The sequence below is a fragment of the Mycolicibacterium boenickei genome, assembly GCF_010731295.1.
GTDB classification, from domain to species: Bacteria; Actinomycetota; Actinomycetes; order Mycobacteriales; family Mycobacteriaceae; genus Mycobacterium; species Mycobacterium boenickei.
In genome coordinates this window covers 4,036,254-4,051,081 of sequence record NZ_AP022579.1, presented here as the reverse complement: position 1 = coordinate 4,051,081, position 14,828 = coordinate 4,036,254, and the positions used below count along the sequence as shown (strand labels likewise).

General features: G+C 67.7%; 14 protein-coding genes. 2 read left to right on the top strand and 12 right to left on the bottom strand.

The window, feature by feature from the left end; translation table 11 throughout:
- Positions 1–2: 2 nt before the first annotated feature.
- Positions 3–1,940 (bottom strand): primary-amine oxidase, encoded by a 1,938-nt coding sequence (locus tag G6N57_RS19200; RefSeq protein ID WP_077741018.1) that lies wholly within the window; start codon positions 1,938–1,940, stop codon positions 3–5.
- A gap of 65 nt (positions 1,941–2,005) precedes the next feature.
- Entirely contained in the window at positions 2,006–3,520 is a 1,515-nt protein-coding gene (locus G6N57_RS19195; protein ID WP_077741019.1) for a carboxylesterase/lipase family protein, read from the bottom strand.
- Positions 3,521–3,596: 76 nt separating this feature from the next.
- On the opposite strand from G6N57_RS19195, the gene G6N57_RS19190 reads away from it, so the two are divergent.
- Positions 3,597–4,313: a hypothetical protein gene (locus G6N57_RS19190; protein WP_077741020.1), complete on the top strand. Its 717-nt coding sequence runs from the start codon at positions 3,597–3,599 to the stop codon at positions 4,311–4,313.
- Here the strand turns inward: G6N57_RS19190 and G6N57_RS19185 are convergent.
- Positions 4,310–4,651, bottom strand: coding sequence for a hypothetical protein (locus tag G6N57_RS19185; protein ID WP_075919997.1), 342 nt, complete (start codon positions 4,649–4,651; stop codon positions 4,310–4,312). The two genes, G6N57_RS19190 and G6N57_RS19185, sit on opposite strands and share 4 nt — an antisense overlap.
- A gap of 124 nt (positions 4,652–4,775) precedes the next feature.
- Here G6N57_RS19185 and rbpA point away from each other — a divergent pair, with 124 nt between their 5' ends.
- On the top strand, positions 4,776–5,114 hold the full coding sequence (rbpA, locus tag G6N57_RS19180; RefSeq protein WP_003880369.1) for an RNA polymerase-binding protein RbpA: 339 nt from the start codon (positions 4,776–4,778) through the stop codon (positions 5,112–5,114).
- 69 nt (positions 5,115–5,183) lie between these two features.
- Here rbpA and G6N57_RS19175 read toward each other — a convergent pair whose 3' ends face one another.
- The 9 genes from G6N57_RS19175 to G6N57_RS19135 all read right to left on the bottom strand — a co-directional run bounded on the left by G6N57_RS19175 (position 5,184) and on the right by G6N57_RS19135 (position 14,726).
- The gene (locus G6N57_RS19175; RefSeq protein WP_075919998.1) at positions 5,184–5,990 is read right to left on the bottom strand and encodes a polyprenol monophosphomannose synthase; all 807 of its coding nucleotides are present in this window, start codon (positions 5,988–5,990) and stop codon (positions 5,184–5,186) included.
- A 9-nt stretch (positions 5,991–5,999) separates the two neighbouring features.
- Entirely contained in the window at positions 6,000–7,871 is a 1,872-nt protein-coding gene (gene lnt / locus G6N57_RS19170) for an apolipoprotein N-acyltransferase (RefSeq protein ID WP_097925883.1), read from the bottom strand.
- Positions 7,861–9,456, bottom strand: a complete 1,596-nt coding sequence (locus G6N57_RS19165; protein WP_097925882.1) for an amidohydrolase — start codon at positions 9,454–9,456, stop codon at positions 7,861–7,863. The genes lnt and G6N57_RS19165 overlap by 11 nt, the downstream gene beginning before the upstream one ends.
- Before the next feature lie 16 nt (positions 9,457–9,472).
- Positions 9,473–9,967, bottom strand: a complete 495-nt coding sequence (locus tag G6N57_RS19160; protein WP_077741022.1) for an FxsA family protein — start codon at positions 9,965–9,967, stop codon at positions 9,473–9,475.
- Positions 9,968–10,037: 70 nt separating this feature from the next.
- Positions 10,038–11,303 (bottom strand): amidohydrolase family protein, encoded by a 1,266-nt coding sequence (locus tag G6N57_RS19155; protein WP_197908738.1) that lies wholly within the window; start codon positions 11,301–11,303, stop codon positions 10,038–10,040.
- Positions 11,300–11,941 carry a GntR family transcriptional regulator gene (locus tag G6N57_RS19150; protein ID WP_077741023.1) on the bottom strand — a complete coding sequence of 214 codons (642 nt, stop codon included), beginning with the start codon at positions 11,939–11,941 and terminating at the stop codon, positions 11,300–11,302. Before G6N57_RS19150 ends, G6N57_RS19155 begins: the two co-directional genes overlap by 4 nt.
- On the bottom strand, positions 11,941–13,011 hold the full coding sequence (locus tag G6N57_RS19145) for an isopenicillin N synthase family dioxygenase (RefSeq protein ID WP_077741024.1): 1,071 nt from the start codon (positions 13,009–13,011) through the stop codon (positions 11,941–11,943). Before G6N57_RS19145 ends, G6N57_RS19150 begins: the two co-directional genes overlap by 1 nt.
- 39 nt (positions 13,012–13,050) lie before the next feature.
- Positions 13,051–13,941 carry an ABC transporter permease gene (locus G6N57_RS19140; protein ID WP_077741025.1) on the bottom strand — a complete coding sequence of 297 codons (891 nt, stop codon included), beginning with the start codon at positions 13,939–13,941 and terminating at the stop codon, positions 13,051–13,053.
- On the bottom strand, positions 13,938–14,726 hold the full coding sequence (locus G6N57_RS19135; RefSeq protein WP_234815636.1) for an ABC transporter ATP-binding protein: 789 nt from the start codon (positions 14,724–14,726) through the stop codon (positions 13,938–13,940). The genes G6N57_RS19140 and G6N57_RS19135 overlap by 4 nt, the downstream gene beginning before the upstream one ends.
- Positions 14,727–14,828 lie beyond the last annotated feature (102 nt).

Here is a 14,828-nt window from a genome sequence, read left to right as displayed (position 1 = left end):
AACTAATGATGCGCCGCCTTGGCGTGACCGTGCGCGCAGGCGTCCGGCGGGGTCGGCGCCACGTCCAGCGCCGGGTTGCGGTCGAAGAACCCGAACGGCTTGAGCCAGAACGACACCACGTCCACGGGCATCACCGGCCAGTCCTCCGGGCGGGTGATGTGGTGGATGCCGAACACGTACCAGAGCACCACATCGGTGTTGTCGATCGACCGGTCCGCCCTGGTCCACTCACCCAGCCCGGTGTCGGCCACCGATTGGTTGACGAACTCCCCCGCCGGCCAGCGTTCGTCGGGCCGGTTCGGGGTCACCCACAGGGTGTGGGTGATGACATTGGCGCGTTGCACCACCGGCGAGGCCGGATCGAACATGGCCGGGATCGCCCCGGTGGGGACGAGCTTGTAGGACGGGTGCGTGCCCAGGCCGTTGACGACGTTGGTGTTGACCACCTTCCACGCCCGCTGGGTGGCGAAGCTGACATCCTGCTTGCCCTCCTGCTCGGTGCGCAACGCCTGGTTGTGCACCACCAGCGACAGGCCGTACGGGTTGTCGGGGCTGATCGGTTCCGCGTACGACTCGGTCATGTAGACCGTGTTGTCGGTCCCGTCGATGTCGAGGTCCAACCGGGCGATCAGGAAATGCTGATGGAACGGCGCATAGGTACGCTCGTCGACCAGGGTGCCGTTCTTCGGCGTCGGCCCGGCCGGGAACGGTGTGGTGACCATGATCCCCGTGGCGCGGACCTCGCACTCGATGTTGCCGTCCTGGTACAGCCGCCAGTACACCAGGTACTCGTAGTTGGCCACCGTGACATGGAATGACAGTGTGAGCCTGCGCATCCGGCGCACCTCGGCACCGGCGTCGTGGTCGACGTGCTTCCACAGCACCGCGTTGTCTTCTTCGTGGATGCAGATCGCGTTGGTGATCGTGTAGGGCTCCCCCTTACTGTCGTGCAGAACCGCGTCCAGATAACGGATCTCGCCGAGACAGTCACAGCCCAGCTCCAGCGAGGTGGTCATGAATCCCAGACCCCACTCGCCGATGTCGAACGCGGTACGCCGGAAGTGGTCGACCGAGGAGTCCCGGTAGGGCACCACCATCTCGGCGAACGACATCCGGTGGGCCACCGAACGATTCGTCTCACCGTCGCGGTACCGCACGCTGTGCAGCGTCATCCCCTCACGGTGGTTGAAGCCGACCCGCAACGACCAGTTCTGCCACTGGAGCAGGTTGCCGTCCAAGGTGAACGACGGACCATCGGGCTGGGTGATGTTCAGCGGCTTGAGGGGCTGTCGGCGCGAGGCCGACCGGATCCGATCCGGGATGTGGCGCGGGACGTATTCGCCCATCACATCGGGTTTTTCGTTGCTGCCGTCATCCTCGACCCGCAGCACCTCCATGCTGTTGACGTCGATCACGCAATGCAGGCCGCTGACCGGGTGGGCGTACGGATTGGCCCCGGCGGCCTGCTTGTACCAGGTGTCCGACCACCCGATCCGCCGGTCGCGGTATTCGGGCGGCGCGACCGCGTCACCGTAGGTCCAGGTGTCCATGAACACGTTGTCCAGGTCCGTGATACCGCGTCGGGCGAGCGCGGCGATGACGTCGGGATGCCTGCGCAGCACCTCGTCGCATTCGACGAACTCGTCGACGGTGAAGTTGGCCTGAACACCCGGGACGTGGTCGAAATTCTCGACCCGGTCGTCGGTCAGCGACACCACGCCCTTGTAGGTGGCGTTGGCCGATCGATCCAGACAGATGACGGCCGCCCGCCGGGCCGGGGTCGCGCCACCGCCGTCGAACTCGGCCAGCTCCGCCTTGGACGGCTCGGCGAGTTCCACTGAGGCGACCCGCCAGCCCTCCCCGACTCCGTGCTCACGCCGCAATATCGCTGCCACCGCGCGAAACTCGTCGGCGGACAGCGGATCCAGGGGGTAGTCCACACCGGATACGCAACCACATCCCGCCGACCCCCTGCAGCAAATCGACCAGAGTGACAGTGACGAGATCAGCCCTCGGCGAGCGTGAACCCTTCCCAGGCCTGACGCCGCACCGCCCGAGGGTCGTATTCGACGCGGGGCCGGCGGTCGAACACGAACACCGCCCGGTCGTCGGTGTCGTAGGCGGGCCAGCCCGGCCCCGGTTCACCGGTCCGGGTGAACTCCCGCCAGCGTCTCTGCACATCACGGCTGACCCGGCGGGCCGACGTGCGGTCGCCGACCGCGGTCAGCAGCGCGCCGTAAGTCGTGTGGTACGTGTCGAACACCGCCAACAACTCCATGGCGTGCGTCGCGCCCAGCCCCGCCCAGTGCAGGGTCCGCGGCGCATAGTCGTAGCGGTACACATACGTGGGTGCGTGCCTGCTGTGTGCCTCGGCGATCTGCCAGGTGGCCGACGCGAACGCGAAGTCGCCACCGAGCCGTACGCAGGCCGCGCTGCTCGGATAGTCCGGGTAGGCCGCCACGATCCGGCGCCGCTCCTCGGGATCGGTACGGGCGAACAGCTTCTCGATCATCGGCTCGTTGGTGGGCAGCAACTGGAGGAACCGCGTGAACAGCCGTCCCTCGTCGGCATTGTTGCCGACGATCAGCGGAACCCGGTGTGCGCTTCCCTCGGCCATCGCGGTGACCGGATCGACCGGTAGGTAATCGGTGCCGAATGTCGGGCCGACCGGAAACGCGCCCGGCATATCCGTCTGGCCGCGCTGGATCATGGTTTCCAAGGCTCGGCCCAGCTCGGCCGGCCGCGCGGACATCAGCGCCTCGGCCGCCGATCCTCCATCGGGACTGACCAATTCGGCGAGCTGATCGGCGATCCGGGCGGCGGCTTCCGCGGAGCTGACCATCCCGCTGGCCGGGCTCTCGGAGATCACCCGGGCGAACAGCCCCTCGGCGTCGGGCACGGCGAGCAGGGTCGCGACCGCATGTGCACCCGCACTCTCGCCGAAGATCGTCACGTTGTCGGGGTCGCCGCCGAATACGGCGATGTTGTCGCGTACCCAGCGCAGCGCCAACACCAGGTCGCGCAGGAACAGGTTGTCATCGATCGGATGCTCCGGAGTCGACAACGACGACAGCTCGACACACCCGAGCATGCCCAGCCGGTAGTTCACGGAGACGAACACGCAACCGCGACGGGCCAGCGCGGCACCGTCATAGATGGGGGTGGCCGAGCTGCCCAGGATGTAGCCGCCGCCGTGCACGAAGAACATCACCGGCAGCGGACCTTCGGAGTCGTCGGGGTGCTCCGGCGCCACCACGTTGAGCGTCAGGCAGTCCTCGCTCATCGGCTGGTGCTTGCCCACCCCGACCACCGTGTAGCGACGTTGCTGAGGTGCGCAGTAACCGAACCCGTGGCAGTAGCGCACTCCGGGCCATGGCTCGGCCGGTTCGGGTGCCCGCAGACGCAGTCGGCCGACCGGCGGCTTGGCGTAAGGAATGGAGCGCCAACGGTGTACGCCGTCGCGCGTGAAGCCCTCGACGATGCCGGTACTGATATTTGCCCGGACTGTCCGCTCGTGCATGAACCGACCGTATCGAACTAGACGGGTGTCGACGGACAGGCGGTGGCCGTGACACGCGCCCGCTAGCCTTGCGGGTATGCGCACCGTTGTGACTGTTGGGGCTGCTGTGCTTTCGGCGGCTCTGGTGGCGGCCTGCTCGTCCGGAGGGGGGCACGAGTCGCAGCCGACTTCGCAGCCCCGGATGTCGATGCCGGCCGGCGCCCCACACATCAAGACCACCACGCCCACCACGACGACGACATCGCCGATGCCCACCACGGCACCGGCCGCCGGGACCCCGATGAACCGGGTGATCAAGTGGGTGGAGGCAGGCACCCCGGTCGATGCGTCCGGATTCCACACCGCGACGCGCGACGGGCAATCCACCAGCCTCGGCGAGGACGTCGCGTTCGTCGCCCCCTCGGGCACCGCTCGGTGCGCGACCGACAAGAACGTCAACGGCCAGCTGGCGTGCCTGATCAAGGCCGACGATCTGCCGTCGAAACCGGCCGACGTGGAGGGCCAGTGGATCCCCGGCTGGGTGGACTTCACCGGGGAAACGGTGGATATCGGCTCGCTGCACGGTGATCCGGGCCGATTCGGCTACGGCGACGGCGCCAAACTGGACGAGGGCAAGTCCCTGGCCTTCGGCGACTACCGGTGCCGCGCCGATGCCACTTCTCTGGTGTGCGTCAACTATGCGCACCAGTCGGCAGTGCTGCTGAACTCCTCCGGGGTCGAACCCCTGGGCTGCCTCAAGCCGGTCCCGCCGCCGGTCGGCGTCGGGCGTCAGTTGGGCTGCCCGCCCGACTAGCGCCAGCCGTCGGCCGCCTTGGCGGCCTCCATCAGCGCGTCGCACAGCTGCCGCAGTTCGTCTGCCCCGGCGCCCTCGTCGACCGCGATGGCGACATCTTCGGCCGCACACCTGACCTGGTACACCCGGTCGGACAGCTGGGCCGCCTCGTCCGCGCTGAGCACCACCGAATCCGGGGCCAGCGACGTGCCCTTGACCATGGCGCGTTGTTCGTAGGCCCGCTGCCGGCAGGACTGCCGGCAGTATTGTCGGCGTCGGCCCATCTGCGCGTCGGCGACCTCACGCCCGCACCACCGACACGGCTGAGGTCGGTCGCGTCTGCGGATGCCGGTCGCCATGGCTCACGACTGTAGACTGCCCGGGGCCTCGACCCGCGTATCATCAATGGTCGAGTCGGGAACTTGGCAACGCCGAGCAGCGTTGATACATCCGGACAAAAACGCCAAATAAGGAGTGTTGACGATGGCTGATCGCGTCCTGAGAGGCAGTCGCCTCGGAGCCGTGAGCTACGAGACCGACCGCAACCATGACCTTGCGCCGCGTCAGGTGGCCCGCTACCGCACCGAGAACGGTGAGGAGTTCGACGTCCCGTTCGCCGACGACGCCGAGATCCCCGGCACCTGGCTGTGCCGGAACGGGCTCGAGGGAACCCTGATCGAGGGCGACGTGCCGGAGCCCAAGAAGGTCAAGCCGCCGCGTACCCACTGGGACATGCTGCTGGAGCGGCGCTCCGTCGAGGAGCTCGAAGAGCTGCTCAAGGAGCGTCTCGACCTGATCAAGACCAAGCGCCGCGGCAGCTGACCCGCGCGCGGAACGCAAAAAAACCGCGATATGCCCGGGTGGGCATATCGCGGTTTTTCACATCTGGGGTTAGCGGACCACGCCCCTGGCCCGGTCCAGGCGCCCACGGATCCCCCACTCCGCGACCTTGAACATCGCCTCGCGGATGTTGGAACCACTCATCTTGGAGACGCCCAGCTCACGTTCGGTGAACGTGATGGGCACCTCGACGACCTTGAACCCGTTGTTGATCGCGCGCCAGGTCAGGTCGATCTGGAAGCAGTAACCCTTGGAGTCGACCGCCGACAGGTCGATCTTCTCCAGCACTTCGCGCCGGTACGCGCGGTACCCCGCCGTGATGTCGTGGATGCCGACACCGAGCAGGAGCCGGGAGTAGGTGTTGGCAGTCTTCGACAACACCAGCCGCCGGACCGGCCAGTTGCGCACCGTGCCGCCGGAGACATACCGCGAACCGATGGCCAGATCCGCCCCGGCGTCTACGGCATCGAGCAGCCGGTTCAGCTCCTCAGGTGCATGGCTGCCGTCGGCGTCCATCTCGACCAGGACCGAGTAGCCACGGCCGAGCCCCCAGGCGAAACCGGCCAGATACGCCGCGCCGAGGCCGGCTTTGCTGGTCCGGTGCATCACATGGACGCGATCCGGGTCGGCCAGGGCAAGCTCATCGGCCAGCTGGCCCGTGCCGTCGGGGCTGCCGTCGTCGACCACCAGGATGTGCACCTCGGGGCTGGCGTGGTGGACACGCCCGACGATCAGCGGCAGGTTCTCCCGCTCGTTGTAGGTGGGAATGATCACCAGGGTGCGCTGACTCGGGCGTTCACCGTCCTGGCGAGGGCTGGATTCCCCCTGCCGCTGCGCTCCGTCACCAGGGACTGTCATGTGGCTCCTTCATCGTCGCGGGCCTTCGCCGGTGCGACGCCTCAACATTCTTTGCACGAACCCTCCATTGTGCAGTATTGCGGCCAGCAACGCCCCAAATCCAATCGTGACCAGCACCACCTGCAGGGCAGGCCCCCACTCGGTGGCGGGCGTCACATCCGACTTCAGCCGGATCTGCATGTCCAGATGGGCGGGCTGGAAGAAGTCGGTGCGGGCCAGCTCGCGTCCGTCCGGGGCGATCACCGCACTGATGCCGGTGGTTCCGGCGACCACGAGGTACCGGTCGTGCTCGACGGCCCGGAGTTTGCCGAACGCCAGCTGCTGCGCGCTCATGTTCTCGTCGAACGTGGCGTTGTTGGTCGGCACCGTCAGCACCTGGGCGCCGCTGAGTACCGATTCGCGTGCGGCCCGGTCGAAGATCACCTCCCAGCAGGTGGTCACCCCGATCGGCACACCTGCGGCGTGCACGACGCCGTTGCCCTCCCCCGGCACGAAGTAGCCGGCCCGGTCCGCATACGACGACAGGTGCTTGAAGAAGCTGCGCCACGGCAGGTACTCGCCGAACGGCTGCACGATCTTCTTGTCATGGCGCTCACCCGGCCCGTGCTCGGGATCCCAGACGATCACGGTGTTGGTGGCCACCGGGTTGTCCGCGGTGTAGCCGTCGGCCTTGGTGACGGTGCCGACCAGGATCGGGGCCCCGATCGCATCCGCGGCCGCGGTGATCTGTGCGGCGGCGTCGGCGTTGGCCAACGGATCGATGTCGGAGGCGTTCTCGGGCCAGACCACGAACATGGGCTGCGGAGCCCGGCCGGCACGGACATCGTCGGCCAGCTGCAGCGTCTGTTTCACATGGTTGTCGAGCACGGCGCGGCGCTGGGCATTGAATTCCAGGCCGAGCCTGGGCACATTGCCCTGCACCGCGGCCGCCGTCACCGTCTGTTCGTCGCCCGCGCCGGTTCCGGAATGACGAACCTGCGGCCACAGCAGCGCCGTGGCCAGCAGCACGACGGTGATGCTCAGACCGGGCAGCATGACCGCGGGCGCCGGGAAGCCCGGCTTGTGGCCGTGATGCCACCACTGCACGATCTCGTAGGCCAGCAGCGTCGCGCTGAAGCCGACGAGGGCGACCGCGAGGGAAACCAGCGGCGCGCCACCCAACCGCGCGAGAGCCAGTAGTGGCCCGTTGGTCTGCCCGAAACCCAGGACACCCCAAGGGAATCCACCGAAGGGCACCGTCGATTTGAGCCATTCCTGGGTGACCCACAGCGCGGCGAACCACAGCGGCCACCCGGGCAATCGCCTGACGAGGACCGCGGCCAGGCCGAACAGCCCGCAGAACAACGCCTCCATGGCAGCCAGGGCCAGCCACGGTACCGCCCCGACCAAGCCGCTGATCCACGGCAACAAAGGAATGTAGAACGCCAGACCGAACAGGAACCCGTAGCCGAACCCACCCGCGAGAGTGGTGGAGCGTCGGGTCAGCACCCAGCCGATCAATGCCAGCCCGACGAACGCCGCCCACCACCAGCCGGTGGGCGGATAACTCAGGCACAACGCCAGCCCGCCGCCGACGGATGCGCTCAGCGGCGCCCACCGCACGGCCGCGGCGCGGCCGAACCGCGACGCCCAGGCTGCCACCACAGACCATCGGTCCGGTGTGCCCGCCGCGGTCAGGCGATAGCCGCGCTCCTCGGGTTCGTCGTCGGGATCGATGTCGGCGACCGGATCGCCGGTGACGTCCTCGTCGAGTTCCTCGAAAGCCTCGTCATCGAGTGCGTCGAGTTCCGCGAGCTCATCTTCTTCGACGGCCGGGATCACGTCGGTGACCTCGTTGGGACGGGGCCGTTCGGGTCTGCGCCGGGGACGGTCAGTGCCCATGGATGACGGCACCCCGGTGAACGGTCTGACGGCAACGCGGCAGCTCCGCATCGGCGGCCAGCCTCGGCAGGGCAGGCACTCGCGAGCGCGGATCGGTGGACCATCGCTGGACGGCGTTGGCCGGTGCGCTGACCTCCAGGTCGTCGGCGTCCCACACTGCGTAGCTGGCCGGTGCCCCGGGAGTGAGCGTTCCGGTGACGCCGTCGCGCACCCCACCGGCGCGCCAGCCACCGCGAGTGGCCGCAGCGAACGCGGCCCGAGCCGAAATGGCGCTGCCCGCGCTCTGGTGCGAAACCGCGGCACGCACGGTTTGCCAGGGGTTCATGCTGGTGACCGGGGTGTCGGAACCGAAGGCGAGGGGCACGCCTTCGGATGCTAACAGCGCGAACGGGTTGAGCCGGTGAACTCGATCAAGCCCGAGACGCTGGGCATACATGCCGTCGTCCCCACCCCACAGGGCGTCAAAGTTGGGCTGCATGCTGGCCATCACGCCCCAGGTCCCCAGTTGGGCCGCCTGTTCGGGGTTGACCATCTCCAGATGCTCAAGACGGTGGCCGCAGCGAGCGACTGCCGGGCCACCCAATCGCTGTGTGGCCGCGGCGAATCCGTCGACGACGGCGGCGACGGCGGCGTCGCCGATCACGTGGAACCCGGCCGGGATGCCGGCCTCGGTGCAGGCCAGTACATGCCGGGCGATGGCCTCGACATCGAGGTAACAGTTGCCGCAGGTGTCGGGGGCGTCGTGGTACGGCGCGTGCAGCCACGCGGTGCGCGAGCCCAGGGCACCGTCGACGAAAAGGTCTCCGGCCAGGCCACGGGCGCCGGTCTCGGCGATCAGGTGACGGGCGTGCTCGGCGTCTCGGGCCGGCTCACCCCAGTACCCGACGACCTCCACGCCGTGCTCCAGGGCACGCAGTTCCTGCCAGTCGAGCAGGCCGCCGATCTGCGGGCCGGCGCACTCGTGCACCGCGGCGATGCCCATCGCGGCGGCGTGATCGAGTGCCGCGACGCGGGCGGCGTGCCGCTGCTGCGGGGTGAGCTGCTCCCGCGCGGCCGCGCGCACCAGGTGATGCGCGTCGGCGCTCAGCGGGCGTTGCGGGTCGAACCCGGCGGCCTCGACGAGGGCAGACACCAACCGGCGCAGCCCGGTGCTGGCGGCAGCCGAATGCACGTCCACCCGGGCCAGATAGGCCGGCCGGTCCCCCAGCACCGTGTCGAGATCCTCGGTGCTCGGGCCGGTGCGCCCGGGCCAACCCGACTCGTCCCAGCCATGCCCCCACACCGGCCCTTCCGGATGCCGGCGCGCGTACTCGTCCACCAGGCGCAGGCAGTGCTGCAGCGAGGTGGCCCCACGGAGGTCCAGCCCGTCCAGGTTGAGCCCGGTCGCGGTCAGATGGACGTGGCTGTCGACGAATGCGGGTGCGACGAAGCCGCCGTCCAGGTCGACGACCTCGGCGTCGGGAAACTGCGCGCGGCCGATGTCGTCGGTGCCCAGCCACGCCACCACGCCGTCGCGGACGGCGAATGCGGTCGCGTCGGGGTAGCTGGGGCTGTGGATGCGCCCGTTGATCAGAAGTGTGGTCAAGCTCTTCGAGTGGCGGTTAGGCCTTGGGAGGCAGGCGGTACGGATCGACGTCATTGACGTCGATTACTTCGCCGTCAATGTAGTCGCCGGTCCCGTGCCGATAACCGGCGGTCCCGGTGGAGGCACCGTAGCCGGCCGGCGCCGCGACGATGATCGGCATCCGCCGGGCGACCAGCCCCGTGAGCAGCGGCCCCGCCGCCGCACGGGCGGGCGGCAGCAGCAACAACGCACCGAGAACCGAGCTGGCCAAGCCGGGAATCACCACCAATACGGTGCCCAGCGCCACCAGCACGCTGTCCGACACCGCGCCCTGGGGATCGGACAGCCCACCGGACAATCCCGCGTGCAGTCGGCGGATCTGCCGGTTGAGCTGTGAACCCGCCAGCATCAGCCCGATCACGAACGAGGCCAGGAGCAACAGCACGGTGTAACCGAACCCGATGGTCGCCACCAGGGCGACCATCACCGCCATCTCTACGAGGAGATAGATCAGAAACAGCCGCTTTGCCATGTTCTCTACAACGTGTGACGGGCCGGTGAGGTTCCGGCTCGCCGTGGGGAGGTCCGCGGCACGGCGCCGTTCATGGCTGTGCCGTCCAGGCCGTCGTCTCGGTGACCGACACCACCGCCCCATCGTGGATCACGATCCGATCGGCGGGTGCATTCGCGAGCACGTCGAGCAGCCCTGTCCCGCGTACCGCCAACAACTCGGCACGCGCACCCACCCGCGGGCCTGCCGGCGGGAGACCCAGCACCCGGCGGGCGTCGTCGGTCACCATGGCAATCGCCACCTGAGGATCGACATGGCCGGCGATGACGGACAGCGCCGCCGTTTCCAGCGCGTCACTGCGGCCGAGCGGGTTGAACGGATCACGGACGTTGTCGGCCCCCGCAGCCACCGGCACGCCTGCCGCCCGTAGCGGCCCGATGGCGGTGAGGCCACGCGGAGTTGCCACCGGATGATCGCGTCCCTGCAGATACAGGTTGGTGATCGGGTTGGCCACCACGCCGATTCCGGCGTCGGCGATCTGCGGTAGCAGTTCGCCGAGTTCGGCACGCGTCATCGTGCCCAGCCGGGTGCAGTGACTCGCGGTGCGAATCCGGTCCGCCGGCCACCGGCGCGCCCGCTGCGCATACGCCGCGATCGTGTGGTGGTCGCCCACCAGGAATTCGTCGGTGTGCAGATCGGTGCCGACTCCGCGCTCTTCGGCGACACCGAGCAGCCGCGCCAGCTCGGCGTGGGAATCGGTGGCACTGTGCGGCGAACCGCCGACCAGGTCGGCACCCGCATCAAGTGCGGCGTGTAGCAGCTCGACGTCCGAATACTCTTTGAGCAGCGCGACGATTTCGATGTCGATCAATCCGCTCAGCTCTTGCCGTACCGCCGCGACGGCGCGCACCGCACGTAGCGGGTCACCACTGGGCAGAAGGTCGACGTGGGTACGGACCGCCGTGGTGCCGTTGCGGATCAGGGCCAGTGCAGCCGCCGATGCCCGTTGACGAAACGAGTCCTCGTCGAAGCCCGAGGACCCCTCGCGCCAGGTGGCGATGGCACCGTAGAGGTCAGTCAGCTGCGGCTGCAACGCATCCCAGGACAGGGCCTTGTCGAGGTGAGCGTGCGGCTCGGCCGGCGCGGTCAGCAGCACGTACCCGCGCAGATCGACTGCGTCATCCGGCAACGGTCCGTTCTGGGACGTCGCAGCAGGCACCACGCTGCGGACCACGCCGTGACCCGCAGCGCGGCCGATCTCGACGTCGACCACCGAACCGTCGACCAATGTCGCACCGAACAGCCGCGATACCTGTTGCGGCAGTCTACTTTTCACCCGATCGAGCACCGCTGTCATGAGCGGCACGTCCGCACGTGGAGTCCGGCCACATGGGCGGTGGCGGCCGCGCATGCCCCGGAGGCATCGCCGGCCTCGATCGCGGCGACGATCCGGTCGTGCTCGCTGACCGCCAACCGCCGGTTCAGTTCGGTGGTCCACATGTCGGAACGGTAGAGATGTGCCTGTCCGTCGAGACGGGCCAACGCATCGCAGAGTGCGTGATTCCCGGAGGTTTCCCTGATCAGGGTGTGGAACTGAAGGTCGAGCGACGCATCGCGGTGCTGGTCGGCGGGCTCCTGCAGCAGATCACGCTGTACCTGAACCATCTTGCGGAGCTGTTCGACGGTGGCGCGGTCGGCGTTCAGGGTGGCGCTGTGCGCGGCCAGACCGTCGAGCACCTCACGGACCTGGAACACCGCCTTGATCCCCTCGGCATCGAGGTTGGCCACCCGCGCACCGGCATTGCGGGTATGCGTCGCCAGCCCTTCGTAGATCAACTGCTGGACGGCTTCTCGCACCGGGGTGCGGGAGACGTTGAGCGCAGTGGCGAGTGCTGGGACGCTCAGCGGGCACCCCGGTACCAGCTCGCCGCTGAAGATCATCTCCTGCAGTGCGTCATGGACCGAGTCGTTGAGCAAACCGCGCTCCGACGTCATCACGTGAATTCCCCCCTCCGCCCGGCGACGGCCACCCGGGCCGCCTCGCGCAGGGTGGCGCGCGGCGCCACCCCGGTTCGCAAACCCGCGACCTTCATCGCGATGTTGTCGGCCACCGTGATCGGCTCGTAGCCGACCTCCCCCGGCGCCAAGGTGCCGGGGAGCGCTTCCAACACCGCATCGTGATTCCCGTCGAAGAAGAAGGCCGCCGAGCGCCGCCGCTGGATCGTGCCGTTGCGCACCGGCGGGTCCACCCGGTGAATCGTGGACATCCAACGGTCGTTGGTCCAGCGCGCCATGGCGTCACCGAGGTTGATCAGCAGAGCTCCGTCGGCCGGTTGGACATCGTGCCACGACCCGTCTCGCGCCAGCACCTGCAGACCGGGAACCTGATCCGCCCACAGGATGGTCAGGATTCCGAAGTCGGAGTGCGCGCCCATGCCGGTGAGCTCTCCGGCGATCTCGGTATTCCCTTCCGGCAGTGCGAAGTTGTTCATCTTCAGCACCTCGATCGAGTGATCGATCATGGGCTCGAAGTAGCCCGGCACCAACTCGAGGGCGTCGGTGACCACTCGCATCATGGTCCGCGCCAGCACCTGTGCGTGAGCGAAGTACTCCTGCACACGCGGCCGGAAGTCCGGGACGTCGTCGGGCCAGTTGTTGTCCGCATAGCTGCTGTGCGGCAGCTTCAGACCGGGGAACGACGCGGCTTCGGCCCCCACGGTGAACGCCTCGTAGAAGTCGTTCATCCGGTTGGCGGACGGTATGCCCAGACTCATGCTCAGCGATTCACTCTTCGGCGGCGAGTACCCACGGTTGAGGCCGGCGTCGCGGCGGTGACGCTTCTTGATCTCCAGTGGCCGGCCGAAGAAGCCGTCAAGCGCACTGGCCAGGTCGTCGATCACCCGATCTTCGACGCCATGACCGACGATCTGCATGAAACCCGGGTTGCGGCAGGCAGCGTCGAACTCGCGGGCCACTCGGGCGCACCGCGGGTCAGACCGGGCATCGCCACCGCGGACGTACGCGCTGATGTCGATCACCGGAACCGCGAAAGCCTCAGAACTCATCAGGAGAACCTTTCAACAGGAGCGAGCAATGTGATGGAACTAGGCACCTTGAGCGGATTCGTGCCAGCTGCCGACCGCGAGCCGGGCGATCGCGCGCATCGCGCCGAAAACGATGACACCGAACAGAGACGCGATGACGATCGCGGCGATGAGGTCGTCGGATTGAAGGCGTCCACGGTAGACGTCGAGCAGTGTTCCGATTCCTGGTTGACCTTTGGCGAAGAACATGTCGCCGATGATGGCGCCGACCACCACGAGACCGGCGGCCGTGGTGATGCCGGCCAGGATGGTCGGAAGCGCCGCCCGCAGTTCCAGTTTCACCAGCCGCTCCCATCGGGATGCGTGCGACAGGGTGAAGAGCTCATGCATGCTCCGGTTCACCGAGCGGATGCCGAAATGGGTGTTGATGATGATGGGAAACACGGCGATCAACACGCAGACCAGCGTGCGCGCGGCCATGCCGTAACCGAACCACAGCCCGATCAACGGAACGATGGCCAAGATCGGAATCACCTGGACCACCACGGCATACGGGTAGACGATGCGTTCGATCCACCGCGCTTGGCTCATCAGCACCCCGGTGCCGACGCCGACCAGAACTGCGACGAGGAAACCGACCAGTGTCACCTGGGCGGTCACCGAAAGCGCCGACAGCATCGGCTGCAGATGCGTCCAGTCGAGCAGTGAGCCGCGCAGCACGTCCAGTGGCGGCGGCAGCAGGAACCGCCGCTGCGGCGGCAACACCCAGTAGCTGACCGCGGACCAGGCGAGCAGTCCCAACCCCAGCGACAACAGCGGGTAACCGAGGGTGGCTGCCAACCTTCCGATGCGCCAACCGGTTCGGCGATCGGACGACGCTGTGGCCGGGTTGGTGACCGTTCTCGACCGCGCAGACGCGGCCAGGCCTACGGCGGTGCGGATCGCGGTCATGACGCCTGCCCGTGCAAGAGGGCCGAGATCTTCGCGGCGTGTTCGGTGAACTCACCGGTGAAGCGCAACTCTGGATTTCGGGGATACGGAAAGTCGATGTCGACGATGCCGGCGATCCGCCCGGGCCGGGGCGTCATCACGACGACGCGGTCGGCCAGGTACACGGCCTCGGACACCGAGTGCGTGACGAACATTGCGGTAAAGCCACGTTGCGCATACAACCGCTGCAGTTCGACCTGCATGTCCAGGCGAGTCATCTCGTCGAGCGCACCGAACGGCTCGTCGAGCAGCATCACCTCCGGCGACAGGGTCAGGGCGCGGGCCAGCGACACCCTCATCTTCATGCCGCCCGAGAGCGCATTCGGCAGCTGGTCGGTGAATCGATCGAGACCGACCGCCGAAATCGATTCGGCGGCACGGCGTTTGGTCGCGGCCCGGCCCGTACCGTTGAGCTCGGCGCACAACTCGACATTGGCTCGCACCGTGCGCCACGGCAACAGCGTCGGTTCCTGGAAGATGAACCCCACCGAGTCGGTGTCCAGCGCCACCGCACCGGTGGTCGGACGGTCAAGGCCGGCAGCCATCCGGAGCAGGGTCGACTTTCCACATCCGGAAGGCCCGACCACCGCGACGAAGGCGCCGCGTTCGATCCCGAGGTCGACGTGATCGATGGCAACCGTGCCGGTGGGAAACGACTTGGCGACGTCGGCGAACATGATGCGCAGGCCACTGGTGAGCCGCCGCGCATCCGCATCGCGCATCGGGTCCGCGAGGGTATCTGTCATTTTCACCTTCCGAACTTCTCCGCCATGTACATGCAACCGGTGCGTTGATGCCGCCACCAGCTTCGATGACATGCATGTCCAATGAGTTGCACCGTGTTACAG